Here is a 19,583-nt window from a genome sequence, read left to right on the forward strand (position 1 = left end):
ATTGGGCATTGGGCATTGGGCATTGGGCATTGGGCATTGGGCATTGGGCATTGGGAAGAGACAAGGAAGGAACTTGTTCAATAATTCTCGCCATTCCCCATTCCCCATTCCCCGGTTTGTCAATCGGGAATAGTGGTTTTTTAAATCGAAATTGAGTATACTCTTCTTAACAGTTAATTAGTCTTTTTGTCATGGCTAACCTACTACTTGACGACGGTACGATTGAGAGCGATTTAGACGAAATAGCTCGTGAACTTGCGCCTCTTGGCATTCAACTCAAACACTATGACCCAGGAACATCGCTACTCTTCCCTAATCTGCTAGACCAGGACGTTTTAACTGAGGCCGAGAAACGTTATTGTGTAGAACTCCATAACAGCGTCTTTGAATTTCTTCAGCAAGAAAATGGCGCTCTCTGGTGTGACTTACTAAATGTGCATCCAGGTTCGTTCAATCTTCACCACCTGATCGCAACCTACGGTCGTTACCATACTCATCCTGCGGCTGAACCCCTCTATGTGTTGTCAGGAGAAATGATTTATGGCTTCGTGCGACTTGATGGCAGCCAGGTACAGCTTTTAGTTCAGGCACAAGACTATCTCTATATCCCCGCTGGCGTTGAGCATTGGTGCAGCCCAACTGCATCGTTGAATTTCAAAGGAGTACGCTATTTTGCGATGCCTGCGGCGGGCTGCACCAACGCCGAAGGTTGGGTTCCCAATTATACAGGTACTCAAGTGAGTGATGCGCTCCAAAAGCCGCGTTAAAGCTCATTTATGCACGTCCTTTAGCCGACCTCACGAAATCGCGTTGCTCCCCCCTAAACCTTGTGAAATGCGCTGTTTTTGAGTATATCCTGTAGTCTTTAAAGCAACAGTCTCAATTCGACTGTAAAGGAACTGGGGCAAAAGCCGAAGGAAATAGGCAGCTCCCAGGGTCAAAAGTGTACGGCGTGGTTCTTTAGAGAGAATATGCCAGTTGGTTGCTAATGCTCGATTCACTAACTTCACAGCCATTGCACCATCTTGCAGGCTGACTGCTCTACGGGCTAAGTACCGCAGCTGGTAAGCTCTAGCCAGTGTTTCCCATTGATTGACTATTTCTGGGGCGTATAAACGTGCCCTAGAGATTGCCAATTCCCAAGAATCTAACTGCTTGAGCAAGTTTGCTGATAGTCCCCCTGAATTTACCCTATATAAGGTCAAAGCTTCAGGAATACCCTCTATTTGCAGATCGCTCTTAACAGACATCCGAAACCAACATTCAACATCTGTTGAGTCACCATTAGTATGGCGCGATCGCTCATCGAAATAAAAATTTTCAACTGTACCGTAAAGATTGTCTTGGAATTCAATAGCTTCAAAAACTTCTCTTTTAATTACTGCTACCGAACCATTGCTAACTGGATTGCGGCAAAGGATAATCGCTGGAGTTATTCCCTGCATCTGAGGCATTTGATAAATACCTAAAGGGTTGCCATTATCATCAATAAAAGCAGAGCGGCTAAAGCTTACCCCGACATTAGGCGAATTATCTAAATGCTTAACGTGTTTTTCTAATTTTTCTGGCAACCATAAGTCATCAGCATCTAAAAGAGTTAAATATTCTCCCTGTGCATGACGAATACCAGTGTTTCTTGCCCCAGGTAGACCCCGATTCTTTTGACGAATAATTTTAATTCTAGAGTCTGTAAATTGCTGACAAATTTCTATACTCTTATCAGGAGTACCATCATCAATAATTAAAATCTCGAAGTTTTCGTAAGTTTGTTCCAGAGCAGATTGCAGTGTAGCAGCTATATATTTTTCTGCTTTGTAAACCGGAATAATGATAGAAACTTTCTTCATTGTTGACTATTCCTATTGATTTTATTTAATTAATATCTAATTAAATTTACTATGCACTATGCAAGAAATCTAATTATGCTTTAGGCATAGAAAGTTCTTAATTATTTATAGAAAAGTTCTTAATTATTTCTAGATATCTTCTTGAAGAATACGACGTTTTTGGTTAGCCCCTACTATATTATTTGAAACCAGAGCTTCAAATTTATTGTAAACATTTTGAGGTAAGAGTAAAAGTAAATAGGCTGCTACCAGTGTCAAAAGTGTGCTTCTTGGATTTTCAAGAAGAATATGCCAGTTAGTTATTAACGCTCGATTAATTAGTTTTACAGCCATTGAACCTTCTCGTAGTCGTACAGCATTACGAGCTAAATACTGCAACTGGTAAGCTCTAGCTAGTGTTTCCCCTTGAGTAAATATTTCTGGAGCGTAAGAGCGTGTCTTTTCAATTAGCTTTTCCCAAAAATCTAACTGCTTGAGCATATTTGCTGAAAGCCCTTTGGAATTAACCCGATACAAGGTCAAGGGTTCTGGAATACCCTCTATTTGCCAATTGCTTTTAATGGAAATACGAATCCAAAATTCGTTATCTTCTGATTGGAGTAAGCGTTCATCAAAATAACAATCTTCGTTAGTACCGTAAAGATTATCTTGGAATTTAATCGCTTCCAGAACTTCTCTGCGAATTACCGCAGCCGAGCCATTACCAACCGGATTACAACTGAGTAAATAGGATGGCGTGATTTCTTTAAGCTTAGGCATCTGATACGTACCTAAAGCTTGTCCAGCTTCATCAATAAAAGCAGAACGACTGAAGCTAACACCGACTGCTGGTGAATTTTCTAAGTGAGCAATTTGTTTTTTTAATTTTTCTGGCAACCAAAGATCATCTCCATCTAAAAAAGCTAAATATTCTCCTTGAGCATGGCGAATACCAGTATTCCTAGCTCCAGATACCCCTCGATTTGCCTGGTGAATAATTTTAATTCTGGGGTCAGTGAATTGCTGACAAATATTTATACTCCTGTCCAAAGAAGCATCATCGATAATTAGAAGCTCGAAATTTGTATAGGTTTGCTCAAGAACGGATTGTACAGTAGCAGCTATATATTTTTCGACTCCATAAACCGGAATAATTACAGAAACTTTTTTCATTTTCCAGACCGACTTTAGTTTCAGTTTTGATCTCAGGTTTTACTGATAGTACAGTAATATTTGATATGCCAATGAGAATACTACCTGATGGATATGATCGCACCTTTTAGTGATAGCATCTAAAAAAGTGAGATATTTATCCACCTGGCTATCCGTCTAGTCAGAGGACGAACCCCACCTCTTAACTTTTCACCGGATAATGTAAGATAATTCCTTCTAGTATTCGTTATTTAAAACAAATGTCGTATTTAATAATACATTATATCCTGCGTGTGGATAGTCTGATTGAAATTCTTAGCAAGCGATCGCTCCACCATTATCCAGAATAAGACTAAGAGGTTGTTTGAAAAGTATTTCACTGTGATTTTAGACACTTTTAGATCCCCCCTAACCTCCCTTAAAAAGGTGGGAACCGGAATCAAAGTCCCCCTTTATAAGGGGGATTTAGGGGGATCTAGAAGTTTTTATAGCGACAATACGACTTTTCAAACATCCTCTAAGTAACTATCCCATTGAGTTAGCAAGTGGCAAGTACTACAACTTACCTCAACCGATTCTTTATTCATTAATATTTAATTTTTGAACATGAGTAACACGAATTTTACTAATAATCTGGAGCAAGTATCCAGAAATATTTTCTACAAGTATTTTTTTCAACAACAATTTAATAATTAGCTTTTGAGTTTCCTTTTCCAGTAAAATTTTTGGATATAACTGAATTGCCTTCCCCAATTTCTTACTTGCTTTTTCAACTCCTTCATCACCTGTAATTCTTGTTAGGCAGAGCCTACAAGAATATCGGTAAACATAAGCTAAACTATGATTTTTCAATATTTGAATTTCTGGCGCTCCTGATTGAAAAGCTCGCTCTAATACTTTGAACTGACAGTCTTCCATAAATTCAACTTTAGATGACATTGAATTGGAAGATTGACGATAAAAAATTTGCGGTTTAGTAACTACAACAAACGACCATTTTGCAGCTAAACGTAGCCAATAATCCCAATCTGCTGCTCCTGATACTGAAGGTTCAAACTCTCCTACAGATTCAATCGCTTGCTTACGGATTAAGGGATTTGAACCACTAGCAATAAAGTTCCAGGTTAATAAATTAGCCAAAACCTTACCTTGGAAAAAGATCGGCTGATCCATATGGCAATTTCCAGTTTGTTCATCCATAAAATAAGTCCAGCTATAAGCAACACCTGCCTCTGGATTTTTCTGCAAAGCTTCTAACTGAAGTTCTAGCTTATCGGCTGTCCATAAATCGTCAGCATCAAGAAAGGCTATAAAATCTCCTTTGGCATGAGAGATACCACGGTTACGAGCTACTGATAAACCTCCATTCTCATAGGAAAAGACTTTTAGACGACTATCTTTTAGCTCATCCAGTAGCTTAAGAGTTCCGTCTGTTGAACCATCATTGATCACAATTATCTCAAAATCAGAAAAAGTTTGTTGTTGTACTGAGACAATTGTATCGACAATTGTGCGCTCAGAATTATAAGCGGGAATAATGACAGATATAGTTGGCATATGATTTCAATAAGTTGCTAAATTCTACTAGCGAATTAGTATCAAAAGTTGCTTTATTAATAACAGCCTCTATTGCAGCCTTGGAACCGCAACAGACCTAGCCAAGGAAAAAGGTCGAGTCAAGTACTTAGCAATTCGAGGAGAAAAAACTTGCATTACCAGCCATTTCATTAAATAACGCTGAGTTACTCTTTCTAGCAAAATCTGGGGATATAAAGAAACCGTCTTCCACAATTTACGACCAGCTTGGTTGACCTGTTCTCTATTAGTCACATGAGCCAGCTCCATGCCCGTTAAATATTGATAGATATTTGCTAGGCTTTTGTTTTTAAGATTTTGTAACTCTGGTGGTGCTGCTTGAAAGCCTCTCTCCAAGACAATAAGCAAATATTTTTCCATCTTCTCAACTTTAGTTGACATAGATTTTGAAGAGTGACGATAGAGAATTTGAGGTTTGGGAACTACTGCAAAATCCCAGTGTTCTGCTACACGAAACCAATAATCCCAATCTTCCACGGAAGAAAGTGTTGGATCGAATTCTCCAGCAGATTCAATTGCTTGTTTACGAATTAAAGGATTGGAACCATTGGAAATAAAGTTACTGAGTAATAATTTGTCATACACATTACCTTCATAGACTACATTATGACCAGGGTGAAAAATCTCTGCTGTTTCACTCATGTTCAGAGTCCAGCTATAAGCAAGTCCTGCCTCTGGATGTTTTTGCAATGCTGCTAGTTGTAGCTCTAATTTATCAGTTGTCCATAAGTCATCGGCATCGAGAAATGCAATAAACTCTCCAGTGGCATGAGAAATACCACGATTACGAGCTACTGATAAACCAGCATTGCTGTATGAAAAAATCTTGAGACGAGAGTCTTCAACAGTCTTCAGTAGTTCTAAAGTCCGATCTGTTGAGCCATCATTAATAACAATTAGCTCAAAATCAGAAAAGGTTTGTTGAAGAACGGATTTTATCGTTTCTAAAATAGTGCGTTCAGCATTGTAAGCGGGAATAATAACGGATATAGTTGTCACGTCGCTTCGCTCCGAATTCAAAATTCAAAATTCAAAATTCAAAATTAATGATCCCCATAAATAAATTTAGGGGCTTGTATCATGAGTCGTTTTCGGTCATAGAGTTTAACCAGATGGAAAGTAAAAGGATTTTTGTAATTCCTAGTGTAGGCAGAGCATAAACTAGTTAGTTTAAGAATAGTTCCAATAGTTCTTGTGCAGCCACCTGAATTTGTGAAGGTTCTTTTACAAATCTGCAAAAGGGAATTGAGTAAGTCCAAGCTTGATAAAATGCCTCATTTTTATGGTAAGCATTAGGTAGAAATACATGAGGAATACCCATAAGAATGCAGAGAATATGCCCATGCAAGCGGTTTGTAATAATTAGACGATGTTGCTTGAATTGATACATTCCATGATGCATATAACTTAAGGATTTAAGATGCATTGAGGAGTTATATAAGCTATTGAATCCAAAGGAATAATGATGGAAGTATTTCCAGAGATGTCGGTATATCCACTCACCAGGAATCACTGTACCTTTTTGCAAGCCTTCCCGAATTCGCTCCATACGTTCAGTTGTATCATATTTGAAAGAAGTCCAATCTTCTACAACTAAATTAGGGAGATCAATAGAAGTCTGAGAATTACTTTGATTCAACTCTTTGTCATTTCTATAGTGATACAAAATAGAGTTGCTGGGGTTAGACCTCGATAATAGACCAGGTAAGTTGACCATTTCAAAAGCCATATCAGGTGCTTTAATTACCTGACAGTTGTAGAAATATTTTAGAGCAAGTTCATAGCTGTAGTCGTCACGGACAAACAAAGTCAAATTAGGATGTGAGTTGAATACATTTGCTGCTTCGATTAAATTGGTTGGTTCAACAAAATAAATACTTTGTGGTAGGATAATTATTGGTTGATCCCGGTATTTGGAAATAATCTGTTCGCGAAATTTTTGATGAGCAGTCCAAAGATCGCCTAAATTCCCTCCTCCTTGCAGGAAAATAGCAGATTTTCCAATTCTTTGTTCCATTACTTCGCTAGAAAAGTTATTAGGACTTGCAGTATATTTAATTTTTGTTTTTTGCACATTGATTAAATAAAGTACAGTACCTAACCCGATAAGGTGATCGCCAATATTAGGATAATCAGGATAGTCTAGTAATGCACACTCTTGAAATGTCTCTAATTTTCCTAGTGATTTATGCAGAAGTTCTTTCAACTGTTCCGGTTGTGTGGTAGCCATTAATTTTAGTTACTCGCTATTATTGTTATTTCTCAATGAATGAGTGTCGTTAGAAGAAGCTATTTATATAAAAAGCCAAATTTTTACTTAGCTTTAATTAAATACTGAGAGCTATTTAATTTTTATTTTGCAATTGATAAAGATTGAGTTCTAGATAAAACATATTTACTAGCCCAAATGCTGTAAAGAGGTAATGCTAATATATGAGTCATGAGCACCGCAACAGCTACCCCAAAAATTCCCCATTTCACAGCTACTAGTAATGAAATTGTAAAAATCACAGTAAAAATTAGGTTCCAGTAAAGATTAATATGACTTTTATCTACAGAGTTAAGTAACATAGAAGCCCCATCAGCAAATGGGCGTGGTAGTGCTGACAAGCAGATAACTATCAATATTGGAATTGCTGTCACCCACTTTTGTCCAAAAACAATTGGTACATAAAATGGAGCTAGACTTGACTGTAACAAAACCAATGGAAATACAATTAAGGCAAATGTTTTGAGGCTACTAAAATAACGTTCTTGAAACTGTTTAACGTTTCCCCGAGCGGCACAAAGATGGGGGTATAAAGACCAAGTCATTGTATTTATGACATTCATGCTGATTCCTAACCCAGCATTGAAAGCGAAATAGTAAATTCCTAGCGCCTGGACTCCTAAAAAACGTCCAATGATCAGGTAATCAAGATTAGCTCTTAGCTTATTTAGTAACTCAACGCCAAGAATATTTCTAGCATAACTAACAACTTCCTGCCACTTATTAAAACTAAACGACATCGTAGGCCGCCAAGGATGATTCATAAGATTGATAACAATCCATACTGGAGTTGTAATAACAATAGGTATAACAACAGCCCACATTCCCATCCCTAATAGAGCTAAACCTATAGTGAGAATATTGATTAGGATCGACTGCGTGGCATTGCATAATGCTGTAATTTTAAGGCGGTTCTCTCGCTGGATTAAGGCAGACTGAACTGCAAAGATTGGCAGCATTAAGTAGACTAATGCCATAATGCAGATAGGTAAGATAATTTGGTTATTACTATAAAACCAAGCAACTGGTAAAGCGGCAGTACACTGAATAATAAACATGACTCCACATAGTATCCAATTAAGGCAGTAAGATGTCTGACAAATAATTTTCAGATCCTTCTCTGATGCCTGAACAATCTTAGATCCAATTCCAGCTCTTAAGGTAAAAACAGTTGCAAATTCATTGGTAGTCAAAATGATTGCTATCAATCCATAATCGTAGGGATTTAACAGGTGAGATAAAGTAACTGTTGTTCCCAATCGGAACACACGATTCACTAACTCCGCTCCCCCCATCCAACCAACATTACGCACATATTGGCTAGATAATTTTTGCCTTAGCTTTTTGATTAACATGAGGCCATCCTTAAGAGACAATTATATATTTTTTATCAAGTTAAAATTTAAATATAAGCTGCTTCAGGCTTCTGATGAAGAGAAGATTTAGGAGGCTGAACTTCTTCTTTAAATGCAATTCCCATGATGATTAAACCGGGATAGTATAAGTAACCTAAAGCCTCTTGGCTATCATTAAATGTAAAAAGTAATAGAGTGACAAGAAAATACAATGCTGCCCTGGCAGTTGTGCTTTTCTGTGCTTTAATCAGCAAAACTATAAAACTCAATAAAATTGGTACTAAAAAAGCGATGAAGCCAACTATCCCTTTAACAAACAAGAGACCAAACCAAGTATGGTGAGAACCGATAGGCATTTCTGCTAATGCTTTAGGCCCTGGTGCTTCTCGAAAACCATGACCCCATATAGGAGCTTCTCTCCATTTCTCCAAGGCAATTACACCTAAGGCTTCATGCACTCGTGAAGAGTCCGGTCTAGCATTATAAAATGCTTCTTTAGTATCCTTAATAGTACCAAGAAGTGCCGTGCTAAAAATACCTGCTAAAAAGCTAACAAACCCGATCACAATTTGCGTAGTAGGTTTAGTAATTTTTGTAAGCAACAAAACTAATATGAAAACTATTGGTAAAGCTATAAAAGATAAGCGAGAAACAGATACTATACTCATAGCTAAAGAGCCGACTATACCAATCCAGCGCCACTTATTGTTACGTTCTTCAAGAGCAAGGAAGAAGTAGATGTTTCCAATAAGACCTAGCGCAGGTGCCCAAGGTGCAAATAGAAATAGACGGATATCATTCGTACCGTAATCACTACCATAAAGATTTACATTGTAAAAAAGCTCACCATTCTGGATTAATCTTTCAATTGGAGAAGAATATAGGTGTGCAGGCAAATGTAATATCCAAGCTAGATAAAAGAAGGGAATTAAAATCAAACTTTGAAGGCATAAGATACAGACGACTCTATAGATTAGTTGTGGTCGAATATTGAGACAGCCGCTTAATGGAAATAGTGCTAGCAATGCCCAATCTGTAAACCAATTAATTAATGACCTAAGAGTTTGATTTGTACCTACATCATAATTTATACAGCCTACAATTGTAGCGATCGCTATGACCAGAATAGAGACAATCCAAACCCAATGTATCCAATAAACTTTGATTCTTTTTGCAATACTAGTGTGCGGTGTTTGCTTCCAAAGCCGCTTACATAGGTAAAAAAACAGTATCCAGGCTAATATGAAATTTACAGGATATAAAATACCAATAAAATAAAATACATACGTACTAATTATCCAATACCAAACAAGACTTTCTTCAAAGTTTTGAGGTTTCATTGTTCCATTCTCTTCCTCTCTGTACTCACAGTCTTATCAGATATTAAATTTTTACGTTCGCGCCACCAAAGTAACACCAGTCCAAGGGATACGAAAAGGGAGCCGAAAGTTGAACCTAGTAAAACCAACTTCTCTCTTGGTGAAGTCGGGTTCTCAGGTAATGTAGGCTGTATAACAAGTTGAATCAGTGGATAAGAGCCAAAGGTATTCGACTTGCCAATATCCAGTCTGGTCAAATTGGAGGAAAAGACCGCTCCAGCAATTTGCGTATTTCGCTTCAGTGAATCTAAGGTGCTTTCCAACTGTGTTAAATTCTTGAGCCTACTCTCAAGCTGGATAATCTGTTGTTCTATTGCTTGAGCTTGAGCGGTGAATCCCTTTTGGTCTACCTGAGCTATAACTAGTTCTTGGGAAAGAGCGTCTCGAGGAGCGCTGTTACCAAAGTTATTGCTACTAAGGCTTAACTGCTTTAGAACTGCCAAAGTAACTTTTCGCCCTAAAAGAGACTGACCTCGAGCTAGCAGGGCCTGTTGAGCAGCGTCTCTTTTCGCTTGCTCTGCAATTAATGTCGGATGGTTAGGCAAAAATTTGGATTCTAAAACAACCACAGAAGCGCTAGCATCACTATAATTTTTTAAGTTCTGTTGAAATATCTGGTCTGTTTGAAGGGTAAAAGCATCTGTAGCTTGTCCAGCAGATAGTTTTAAATTATTCGATAATTCTGCTAGGCGAGTAGTAGCCTGTTGCTGTTGACCGATTATTTCAGCTCGTTGTCTACGTAGCTGTTCAATGTTGGTTGTCAGATCCTTAATTTGATCTTCAGAGTTCAAACCCGAACGTGCTTTGTAATCGGCAAGGCGCTGATGAGCAGCTGCTAATTTTTTTTGCGAAGAAATCAGGGACGTTTGATAACCTATATCTCTTTGAACAGCTTCTTGATTTCGTAGCAAGTTGAGTCTTGCTTGCAAGGCTTTGTAAAAAGCTAAAGATTTATTTCGAGCTTCCTCGGGACTCGTGCCTTCAAAGTCAACGCTCATCATGGAAGTATTAATTATTAGCTTGAGCCGAGGTTTGCCAAACTCTTCTAAAGACATATTAAGTTGATCTGCTGCCGCTTTTAATATAGGGTCGCTTTCAGCAATAAATTTATAAATTTCTCTTGGATCTTGAGAAGAAAGAGCAGCGTATGGAGACACATTTTCATAATTAGCATAGCCAATGTCTGGTAAATTAATATTGGCATTTGACCATGCTCCTGGCAGATTAACAGCTGAAGAACTAGTGTAGGTAGGTGGTGTAAGCTTTAGATAAAGGAAAGTTGAAGCCCAAAACGCTATGTTGGTCGCTAGACCTAGAAGTAAGTAACGCTGCCAACATCCTTGTTTCGCTACTAATTTGCTCGAACTGCTAGGGTAACCCGCAGAGATTTCTGTATGATTGGCCATTAAAAATCCTTTAAAGTCGGGAATTGGCTGCGGAATTACAAAGTCTAGGTGGGGTTTTGCGATTTGCCTAAGTAAACTTACAGGATAGTACTACATCGTTGCTTAAAAATTTATTAATATTTCTTAGTAAAGTTTCCTTCTTAAACAGCAATGAGAAAACTGCCTGATGGTCAATATTGTATCAATGCAGACAGCATCCTCTAGGGTTCAATAAAATTATCCACCCAGATATCCACCTAGCTGTACCTAATTTACTTTAAAATAATTTACTTCCTGTAAAGTATTTTAAAGTAAATACTTGCAAATCTCATGAAAATAGCAATGAGCGATCGCCGTTTCTGGAGGCTGCTAGGGAAAACAACTTGTATTGCTATACTTGCGCTGGCTATTGTCGTCAAATTTACACCCCTTAAATCTAGTTGGAGTACTACATCAGGCTATCACTGGACTAATGTATCTATCGGAGGAGGTGGTTATGTTACAGGCATTTATTTGCATCCACGAGAGCGAAATTTAGCCTACATCAAAACTGATATGGGTGGCTTTTATCGTTGGAATTCAAAAGACTACAAATGGATTCCGCTAACAGATATATTTAGCTTGCAACACAGCAATTACTACGGGGGAGAAGCCTTAGCACTTGACCCAAATAACCCAGATATTGTATACATCGCAGCAGGGAAATATACTACTAGTTGGGGTGGATTAGGAACAATTTTTAAATCGAGCGATCGCGGTCAAACCTGGCATAAGCTGAAAATAGACCTGCCAATGGGTGGCAATGAAACTAAACGTTGGCTAGGAGAGAGGCTAGCCGTTAATCCCTTTAATTCCAATGTTATTTTATTTGGCTCGCGGTTGAATGGGCTATGGAAGTCTTCAGATAGTGGCACAACATGGGGCAAGGTTACATCCTTTCCTGACAAGTCGAAAGCAAATATTGGAATTGCAGGTATTGTATTTAACAAAAATGTGTCTGGACTAGTCTATGGCAATGCCTATGGAAATGGCATATATAAATCCACTGATGCGGGTTTTACCTGGAGCAAAATACCAGGAAGCCCATCACAAGTGAATCGAATGGCTCTCGCAAAGGACAAAGTTCTGTATGTAACGCATACGTCAGGTGTTAGCAAATATGCAAACAGTATTTGGAGCAATATCACACCAAGTAACGCGAAAACTACATTTAATGCCATTTCTGTAGATCCAGAAAATCCCAATCACCTTTTAATTGTTTATGACCAGTATGTTTCCACAACAAACGATCGTGTAATATTTCAATCTAATAATGGTGGAGCTACATGGCAACAGAAAAAGCATACCTTGAAACCTCAAGTGCCCTGGTGGCCTAAGTGGTATTTTGCCTCCGCAACCTCAGCTATTGAGTTTGACCCAAAAACTCCTGGACGGTTATGGTTAACAGACTGGTATGGAACATGGCGGACAGATAACATCAACGCAGAGTCATCTGTTTGGTCGAACTATGAAAAAGGACATGAACAGGTAGTTAGCTTTGCACTAGTCTCACCTCGAAGTGGCTCTAAATTGTTGAGCGGTGTTGCTGATACGGATGGATTTAACCACAGCAATGGGCTAGATGTCTACCCATGTACGCAGTTTGGCGGCAAAAATAGTCCTCGGTTCCAGGATACCTATGGCCTTGCTTATAGCGAAAGCAATCCTTCACAAATGGTACGTGTTGGTGGTAATCGATGGAACAATGCTTATACGGGAGCAACTTCGGGAGATGGGGGACTGACATGGAAAAAATTTTCCTCGTTTCCGAAGAACACAATGCCGTTGCGTGTAGCGATGTCAGCAACAAATTCAAATCTATTTGTCGCAATTATTAATCAAGGACAGCCTATTCGCACAACCAATGGCGGATTTTCTTGGAGCAAAGTATCAGGATTACCCAAAGGCCCCAAAGGCCCGTGGTACTGGGGTCAACCATTAGTAGCTGACAAATTAGATGGCAACACTTTTTACTACTACAGTAGTGGCAAATTATACCGTAGTAAGAATGGAGGCGCATCTTTTAGGATTGTAAACTCATTATTGCCTTCAGAAAGTTGGTCTATGCTCAAAACAGTTCCGGGGGTTAATGGCGAAGTCTGGCTCAGTCTTAACTCTCACGGACTTTATCGCTCAACAAATGGTGGTCTGAAATTTGCCCAGATTCCTAAAGTGAAAAAAGCTTATTTATTCGCCCTTGGTAAGGGACGGAAGGGAAGCAAAATTCCTGCACTGTATTTGTATGGGGAAATTGCTGGTATGGGCGAAGGAGTTTTTCGCTCTCTCGACAAAGGAAAAACATGGATAAATATCGCCTTTTTACACCAACCTATGGGCAATGAGCCGAATGTGATGGAGGCTAGCTGGCAGAAATTTGGACTAGTCTTTATTGGCACTAACGGTAGAGGAATCTACTATGGCACTACGTAAAAAAAATTACTGTTAAGTATTTATTTCATCCAATTGACATCAGTTGGATGAAAACCACAAAGCTAAAAGACTATTAATTTTTATGTATTATGTTAATTTTTGTAAAAAAGGTAGTAGTATGATTTCTGCTACGTTATTTAATACAATTGGGTTGTTAGTATGAAGGATATTGATATGTAATACACGCACAGTTAACGCTTTTGAATCACAGCTTAACACCAGCAAAGCTTTTGTAGTGCTGTAGTATACGGGTTTTAAGTAGTATTCTAGGTAACTTTAATTAAGGTGGTAGAGATATTAGATAGTGATAGCTATTAGCTTGATACCTTTCTTAATTCACTCATCTAGGAAAGGTAATTTTTTAAACCCTCTGCATACTAGTATTTTACTGCTAGTGTTGTTTTTATCTGGACAGCAAGTTTTCAACCTCTTGATAGCACACCTAAATCATGAGGCATCTGACCAGGTAACTCATGCTCTATTCGTAGGGCGAGAAGGAGAACGTCTACTCAATGCTGTAATAGATAATCAAGAAAAAGGTTTTCTGGAAAATTCCAGTCAAGGACGAACTAATCCTATAGATTATCGTCAGAAGAAGCCCAGCTTCCACAAAAGCTTCAACCATCTGTACAATCTCGTACAAGACAACCCTGCTCAAATAAAGCAACTCGATAAAATTAGATATATCTATAACCAGTGGCAAAGGGAGTTAAAGCAAAAAGCGCTTTCTGGTTCTGTCAGCAACTCTGCTCTGATAAAAAGCACTTTATTTGATTCCTTGCACAACGAGATTGGGAAACTCATTCAGCACGAGGAGATGCTTTTGAGGGTTCGCAACAATCGTGTACAGTACTTGAATAATATTAACACTGCGATAAACATTTTCAGCACATTAATCATTTTGTTAGTCGCAATTTTAAATCTCCAGTTGTTGCATTGGCGAGTCAAACTTCCATTAAACAAATTCACACAAGTTTGTAAACTTTGGCAAGCAGGACAAATGGAAGTGCAACTCTCCCATTCTTCTAAAGATGAGATCGGGCAACTAGCTGGAGTTCTTAACGCGATGGCTGATAAGACTCGTCACCGTCAACAAAGTATTGAGGTGCGTAACCAACAGCTTGAAGACATGATATCTGCACTTTCCCACGACCTACGTATTCCTTTGCTTGCTACTCGTAACACTTTAGATTGTATGCTCAGAGGAGCTTTTGGTTCAGTAAATGACACTTGGAAAGAAGTTTTTGAAGAGTACCATGAAGCTAATGAGGATCTACTTAAGCTTGTAGAACTCCTCTTAGATATCTCCCGTTATGAAGCAGGCAGCGCTTGTTTAATGTGCGATCGCCTGAATTGGGAAAAGATTTTAATTAAAGTAATTGGTCAGATAAAAGCAACATCTACACGTGAGTTAGCCTTCATTTGTAAAACTTCTCAATTGCTGCCAACTGTCTATGGTGATGAATTAGAAATTCAAAGGGTTTTACAAAATTTACTTGATAACGCTGTACGGGTAAGTAAGCCTAACGGGGAAATTCTGATTGAGATAATGCCTTATACAGAAGAGCAAGTGCGGATTACGGTGCGTGATTACGGTTCAGGAATTGCACCGCAAGCTCAGGAAAAGCTGTTCCACCGCTTTATTCAAGGACGAGGGCATCGTGGAAGAAGTGGGCTTGGTCTGTATTTATGTCGTCAAATTATTGAGGCTCACGGAGGATACATTGGTGTTGAAAGTTCTCTTGGAGAGGGAAGTACTTTCTGGTTTACTCTCCCAAGTGCCATAAATAAAGTTGATAGCAACGATGAACAGAATACAACCAAATGTAGCAAGAATGATACCTAATATTGACGAAGAGAAAACTGTGCGGGTTCTATTAGTTGATGATCACCCTTTAATCCGCCGAGGGATGAAAGGGCAATTTAGCCTAGAACCTGGTTTTAGTATAGTTGGAGAGGCATTGGACGGTAAAGAGGCTGTTGAATTAGCTAGCCAACTCCAACCAGATGTAGTTTTAATGGATATTGATCTACCAGTTATGGATGGGATTACAGCCACCCAGCAGATAAAAAGTAACTGCTTGACTACTTGTGTTCTAGCCTTAAGTGCCTTCGACGACGATATCCAGGTCATGGGGATGCTTGCAGCTGGTGCTGATGGTTACTGTCTTAAAACCATTGAATGGGAACAGCTCATTGCCGTCATTCAATTGATACTTCAAGGTGGTGCTTATTTAGATCCTTTAATAGCTCAAAAAGTCGCTCGGATGCTTAGGTCAACCGCTGTCGCTCCCGATGTTCCTGTATCTCAGGTAATAGCGCAACCTATTCTCAGTAATCGTGAACGCGAGATTCTTAAACTTATTGCACAAGGGCGCTCAAACCAGCAGATTGCCAACCAACTCTACCTCTCACTTGGAACCGTCAAGTCTTATGTACGTATGGTTCTCAATAAACTTAGCGTTGACGATCGCGTCCAAGCAGCAGCTTTAGCCGTACGTCAAGGGTTGATATAAGCTTAAAGGAATTTATGTAAACAGGCAGATAATTCTGTAAAAGTGGTAGCCAGTGGTGAGATGTCATTCACGAGTTGTTCTGACCACAAAATGTAAGGCTGAAGTAGTTGATGCTGGAATTGCTCAGGTATGGGTAGACATAGCACCAATACATGAGGTTCAAACAAAGTTATCTCTTCAGGCGTGGGAATACAATAATATGGAAAAACTTCTGCATTTTGTTTTAGGCAATGACTGCTGACGCGCTGCACGGTCATGACATTGCTACCAATAACCATAATTCGGTGTCTTTTCATATATTTAGACTTATCTGCAAATGGGAAATGCCTACTATACAACAATGGTTTTAGCGATCGTAAAGGAAGTGCGATGGCGTAACCGCCCAGCGTAGCTGATCATAAGTGTTGAATTGACCTAACAATAAGGTTTTGGGCGAATAAGTTAAGCTAAATCATCACTTTAGAGCAAAAAGATAGAAAGAATAAAGATTGGTTTTTTCTCAGATAGGCTCAAGTCATTAACAGATAAAAAGCATAAGCAATTAAATTGCAATCTGACAAGTCCACAGACTGCCATTATTACCTGACTATAGAAATCACGAGAGAAACAAAACTTCTCACTCGCTACTTGAAATATTTTCACTCAACATATCATCTGTTCAACACCAATTCTGCGTGGCAATAATTGTTTGTTATCTTATTTCTGTAGTTGTCAAAGCTCTGATTTTTTTGGTTTTTTATGTGGTGTAGTCAGTCAATCGGCGTTAAAAAACCAAGCTATGTGAAGAAATGTAAATTCATCGAATAGTTTAGAAATGGGTTATTGTACAGTTTTGAAAAAATTAAACATACGTTTGTTTTATCGTGCCTACTTATCTTATTATGAAATTTAGACTATCTGTACGCTACAGCCAAACGGATAGTTAGCTGGATAATTTTATTCCTCGTTAGGATACTGTATAAAAAATAATTTAAGTAGCCATCAGATAGTATTTTGTATCGGTATTTGCGTACGAAAGTATACGTAGGTTTCACTAGGTCTTTACTCAACCTTGTGAATAAACTCTCAATTCGAATCAAATCTTTTATGGTACTTACACATTAAAAAGCTAAGTATCTCAAAAGCCCTGACAGATGAAAGATTTTAGTTTTGTTGCAGGTAATGCTCACTTACCAGCAGCCATAGTTCTTTGTGTCGATTAATGTATAACCTGTCAGTAAATTTCCGGTGAGCAGAAAATATGGGCAATGCTCTGAATTCTACTATTTTGCAACTCCAGATGGCGAGCATTAAATTATATGGCAGACCGAGTTAGTTTTCTCGATACTGATTTTGATCGTATGCCTTTATACGAAGCAATTGAACTGTTGCTGGTGCAGTTGCTGAAGCGGCAGGGTGGTCGCGTGTATTATGCCAACGCCCACACTATGGTAACTGCTGCCAAAAACCTAGCATTGGCAAAGGCGTTACAGCAGAGTGATTTGTTGTTGGCAGATGGGAGCGGAGTTCGTTGGGGTAGCGCTTTGTTGGGTACACCATTGGTGCATAATCTCAATGGCACTGATTTAGTTCCGGCTTTGTGCAAAGAAGGGGCAGCAAAAGGTTTATCTGTCTATTTTCTAGGTGGTAAGCCGGGTGTAGCTGAAGAAGCGGCAGCTAAACTCAAGAAAGCATATTCTGGATTGATAATTGCCGGAACTCAGCATGGCTATTTTCCTGAATCACAAACGCAGCAAGTATTAGAGGCTATTCGGATAGCCCGCCCCCACCTGCTGTTAGTGGCAATGGGCGTACCCCTACAGGAAATTTGGATTAACCAATACGCTAGCCAATTGCCTAGTATCACTTGTATGGGTGTGGGTGGTCTGTTCGATTTTATGGCTGAACGTGTGGCCCGTGCCCCCTATCCAATTCGCTCTGTTGGCATGGAGTGGCTGTGGCGACTGGCAATGGAACCGAATCGACTTTGGCAGCGCTATCTTCTAGGCAACTTTATCTTTTTACGTTTAGTACTAACCTACGCGTTTGCTCGACGCCAAAGTGAAGAACAAGGTAGCCAAATCACATTAGCTGCACGAAATAAGTCTGGATTTGAAAACGATTTGAACTTTTAATTCACCACCAATACTAATTAAAAGTTGCTTGTAACACTACTCTTTGGGTGATTTATCTAGTCAAAGTAGATTTTATAGATAGTTCAGGCTTAACCGCTTTACTTAAAGGGGTTTCGTCTATACGTTCAAGTGCCTGTCGTTCGGTAATTTGCAATTTGCAAGCACCTGTTCGGATGATCTTTGAACTGACTCAGATGGATTCAATGTTTGAAATTTATGAGAATTAGGATGCCGTTGTAACGCTGTTGAATGCTTAAACATGAAGTATTGATCGCTACCGTCATTGCAAATATCTTAAAGAACAGATTGACTGGTGACATATTTACTTACTTAACCTATTAGGAAATCTCATTTCCGCTTTTACAGGTTACTGAAACAAGTAAATGTACAAACGATCGAATTCATAAACTTAACCTACTGAAACTGCAATTACCATGTCTAATACCTTTACTTCCCATCCTTTTGATATGGAAGTTCTAGATGATACCCATACTGTTCCTAAAGTTAAACTTCCAGTTCATCCCTCTGTAATCAGTAAAGCCAAGCGAATGATTGACATCTTGGGTGCTATTATCGGGCTATCGATTACAATATTCGTAGCAATTCCTGTGGCGATCGCTATTAAGTTAGATAGCCCAGGTTCTATATTTTACAGTCAAATTCGCTGTGGTTTGAATGGGCGTCACTTCCAAATTTGGAAATTCCGTTCGATGTCAGTTGGAGCTGACCAACTTAAGCATCTAGTTAAGAATGAAGCTCAAAGCGATCGGATATTCAAAAATGAGAATGACCCCCGCATTACCTGTGTAGGAAGGTTTCTTCGCCGCACTAGCATAGATGAACTTCCTCAGTTTTGGAACGTGCTGCTGGGGGAAATGAGTCTAGTAGGCACCCGCCCTCCCACTCCTAATGAAGTGATACACTACTCAAAGCACCACTGGGAACGGTTGAATGTCAAGCCGGGTATGACTGGTGAATGGCAGGCTCATGGTCGTTCCAGTATTAAAGACTTTGAAGATATTGTTCACATGGACTTAGACTACCAACGTAAGTGGTCTATCGTTTATGATATTAGTCTAATCTTGAAAACTTTAAAAGTTGTGTCAAATAAGAGCGGTGCTTGCTAACGTACAGTCAGTTATCAGTTTACTCAAAAATAAGCTTGCAACAGTTGCTCCAAAATTACGTAGGCGAACGCGAGTAGACATCGCAGATTGAAGTATTGTCTCTGACTCGATTAGAGGATTTAAGGGCTTGTTTGAAAAGTTTTTCGCTGTGACTTTAGGCACTTTTAGCTCGCCCCTAACCCACCTGAAAAAGGGAATTTAGAGGAAGCTAAAACTTTTGATAACTACAACAAACTTTTCAAACATCCTTTAATATCATGTCCGCTTGATTACTTACTAAACCCCAAGAACCCCACCCCGCCAAAGCTACGCTTCGTCTCCCCTCCCCTTGCCAAGGGGAGCAGGGTGGTTTCATACGAAAAAAGAAAAATACATAAGTCTTGATTTCTCGTTTT

General features: G+C 39.0%; 16 protein-coding genes. 7 read left to right on the forward strand and 9 right to left on the reverse strand.

The window, feature by feature from the left end:
* Window positions 1-191 precede the first annotated feature (191 nt).
* Window positions 192-767, forward strand: a complete 576-nt coding sequence (locus HWQ40_RS12430) for a cupin domain-containing protein (protein WP_292778128.1) — start codon at window positions 192-194, stop codon at window positions 765-767.
* 30 nt (window positions 768-797) lie between these two features.
* On the opposite strand, the gene HWQ40_RS12435 is transcribed toward HWQ40_RS12430, so the two are convergent.
* The 8 genes from HWQ40_RS12435 to HWQ40_RS12470 form a co-directional block, all read right to left on the reverse strand.
* On the reverse strand, window positions 798-1,847 hold the full coding sequence (locus HWQ40_RS12435) for a glycosyltransferase family 2 protein (RefSeq protein ID WP_292778130.1): 1,050 nt from the start codon (window positions 1,845-1,847) through the stop codon (window positions 798-800).
* A gap of 129 nt (window positions 1,848-1,976) precedes the next feature.
* Entirely contained in the window at window positions 1,977-2,999 is a 1,023-nt protein-coding gene (locus HWQ40_RS12440) for a glycosyltransferase family 2 protein (RefSeq protein WP_292778132.1), read from the reverse strand.
* A 558-nt stretch (window positions 3,000-3,557) separates the two neighbouring features.
* Complete coding sequence (locus HWQ40_RS12445) at window positions 3,558-4,535, reverse strand: glycosyltransferase (protein ID WP_292778134.1); 978 nt, start codon at window positions 4,533-4,535, stop codon at window positions 3,558-3,560.
* Window positions 4,536-4,604: 69 nt separating this feature from the next.
* Window positions 4,605-5,573: a glycosyltransferase gene (locus HWQ40_RS12450; RefSeq protein WP_292778136.1), complete on the reverse strand. Its 969-nt coding sequence runs from the start codon at window positions 5,571-5,573 to the stop codon at window positions 4,605-4,607.
* Between the two features lie 166 nt (window positions 5,574-5,739).
* Complete coding sequence (locus HWQ40_RS12455) at window positions 5,740-6,804, reverse strand: polysaccharide pyruvyl transferase family protein (RefSeq protein WP_292778138.1); 1,065 nt, start codon at window positions 6,802-6,804, stop codon at window positions 5,740-5,742.
* Between the two features lie 122 nt (window positions 6,805-6,926).
* Window positions 6,927-8,198: a lipopolysaccharide biosynthesis protein gene (locus HWQ40_RS12460; protein ID WP_292778140.1), complete on the reverse strand. Its 1,272-nt coding sequence runs from the start codon at window positions 8,196-8,198 to the stop codon at window positions 6,927-6,929.
* A 47-nt stretch (window positions 8,199-8,245) separates the two neighbouring features.
* Window positions 8,246-9,538 (reverse strand): O-antigen ligase, encoded by a 1,293-nt coding sequence (locus HWQ40_RS12465; RefSeq protein ID WP_292778142.1) that lies wholly within the window; start codon window positions 9,536-9,538, stop codon window positions 8,246-8,248.
* Complete coding sequence (locus HWQ40_RS12470) at window positions 9,535-10,983, reverse strand: hypothetical protein (RefSeq protein WP_292778144.1); 1,449 nt, start codon at window positions 10,981-10,983, stop codon at window positions 9,535-9,537. Before HWQ40_RS12470 ends, HWQ40_RS12465 begins: the two co-directional genes overlap by 4 nt.
* Window positions 10,984-11,292: 309 nt before the next feature.
* Here HWQ40_RS12470 and HWQ40_RS12475 point away from each other — a divergent pair, with 309 nt between their 5' ends.
* From HWQ40_RS12475 to HWQ40_RS12485, 3 genes are all read left to right on the forward strand, one after another.
* The gene (locus HWQ40_RS12475) at window positions 11,293-13,431 is read left to right on the forward strand and encodes a hypothetical protein (RefSeq protein WP_292778145.1); all 2,139 of its coding nucleotides are present in this window, start codon (window positions 11,293-11,295) and stop codon (window positions 13,429-13,431) included.
* A gap of 394 nt (window positions 13,432-13,825) precedes the next feature.
* Entirely contained in the window at window positions 13,826-15,277 is a 1,452-nt protein-coding gene (locus HWQ40_RS12480; protein ID WP_292778147.1) for an ATP-binding protein, read from the forward strand.
* Window positions 15,267-15,947 (forward strand): response regulator transcription factor, encoded by a 681-nt coding sequence (locus tag HWQ40_RS12485; RefSeq protein ID WP_292778149.1) that lies wholly within the window; start codon window positions 15,267-15,269, stop codon window positions 15,945-15,947. Before HWQ40_RS12480 ends, HWQ40_RS12485 begins: the two co-directional genes overlap by 11 nt.
* Window positions 15,948-15,949: 2 nt before the next feature.
* On the opposite strand, the gene HWQ40_RS12490 is transcribed toward HWQ40_RS12485, so the two are convergent.
* Complete coding sequence (locus HWQ40_RS12490) at window positions 15,950-16,243, reverse strand: hypothetical protein (RefSeq protein WP_292778151.1); 294 nt, start codon at window positions 16,241-16,243, stop codon at window positions 15,950-15,952.
* Window positions 16,244-17,245: 1,002 nt separating this feature from the next.
* Here HWQ40_RS12490 and HWQ40_RS12495 point away from each other — a divergent pair.
* The 3 genes from HWQ40_RS12495 to HWQ40_RS12505 all read left to right on the forward strand — a co-directional run bounded on the left by HWQ40_RS12495 (window position 17,246) and on the right by HWQ40_RS12505 (window position 19,188).
* Window positions 17,246-18,061 carry a WecB/TagA/CpsF family glycosyltransferase gene (locus HWQ40_RS12495; protein ID WP_292778153.1) on the forward strand — a complete coding sequence of 272 codons (816 nt, stop codon included), beginning with the start codon at window positions 17,246-17,248 and terminating at the stop codon, window positions 18,059-18,061.
* Between the two features lie 47 nt (window positions 18,062-18,108).
* On the forward strand, window positions 18,109-18,288 hold the full coding sequence (locus HWQ40_RS12500; RefSeq protein WP_292778154.1) for an STAS domain-containing protein: 180 nt from the start codon (window positions 18,109-18,111) through the stop codon (window positions 18,286-18,288).
* Between the two features lie 240 nt (window positions 18,289-18,528).
* The gene (locus HWQ40_RS12505; RefSeq protein WP_292778156.1) at window positions 18,529-19,188 is read left to right on the forward strand and encodes a sugar transferase; all 660 of its coding nucleotides are present in this window, start codon (window positions 18,529-18,531) and stop codon (window positions 19,186-19,188) included.
* The last annotated feature ends 395 nt before the right edge of the window (window positions 19,189-19,583 follow it).

The sequence above is a fragment of the Nostoc sp. NMS9 genome (assembly GCF_017114995.1).
Taxonomy (GTDB): Bacteria; Cyanobacteriota; Cyanobacteriia; order Cyanobacteriales; family Nostocaceae; genus Nostoc.

Coding starts and splice junctions, on each gene's coding strand:
- HWQ40_RS12430 (WP_292778128.1), top strand. CDS start 192: ATGGCTAACCTACTACTTGACGACGGTACGATTGAGAGCGATTTAGAC.
- HWQ40_RS12435 (WP_292778130.1), bottom strand. CDS start 1,847: ATGAAGAAAGTTTCTATCATTATTCCGGTTTACAAAGCAGAAAAATAT.
- HWQ40_RS12440 (WP_292778132.1), bottom strand. CDS start 2,999: ATGAAAAAAGTTTCTGTAATTATTCCGGTTTATGGAGTCGAAAAATAT.
- HWQ40_RS12445 (WP_292778134.1), bottom strand. CDS start 4,535: ATGCCAACTATATCTGTCATTATTCCCGCTTATAATTCTGAGCGCACA.
- HWQ40_RS12455 (WP_292778138.1), bottom strand. CDS start 6,804: ATGGCTACCACACAACCGGAACAGTTGAAAGAACTTCTGCATAAATCA.
- HWQ40_RS12460 (WP_292778140.1), bottom strand. CDS start 8,198: ATGTTAATCAAAAAGCTAAGGCAAAAATTATCTAGCCAATATGTGCGT.
- HWQ40_RS12465 (WP_292778142.1), bottom strand. CDS start 9,538: ATGAAACCTCAAAACTTTGAAGAAAGTCTTGTTTGGTATTGGATAATT.
- HWQ40_RS12470 (WP_292778144.1), bottom strand. CDS start 10,983: ATGGCCAATCATACAGAAATCTCTGCGGGTTACCCTAGCAGTTCGAGC.
- HWQ40_RS12475 (WP_292778145.1), top strand. CDS start 11,293: ATGAAAATAGCAATGAGCGATCGCCGTTTCTGGAGGCTGCTAGGGAAA.
- HWQ40_RS12485 (WP_292778149.1), top strand. CDS start 15,267: ATGATACCTAATATTGACGAAGAGAAAACTGTGCGGGTTCTATTAGTT.
- HWQ40_RS12490 (WP_292778151.1), bottom strand. CDS start 16,243: ATGAAAAGACACCGAATTATGGTTATTGGTAGCAATGTCATGACCGTG.
- HWQ40_RS12495 (WP_292778153.1), top strand. CDS start 17,246: ATGGCAGACCGAGTTAGTTTTCTCGATACTGATTTTGATCGTATGCCT.
- HWQ40_RS12505 (WP_292778156.1), top strand. CDS start 18,529: ATGGAAGTTCTAGATGATACCCATACTGTTCCTAAAGTTAAACTTCCA.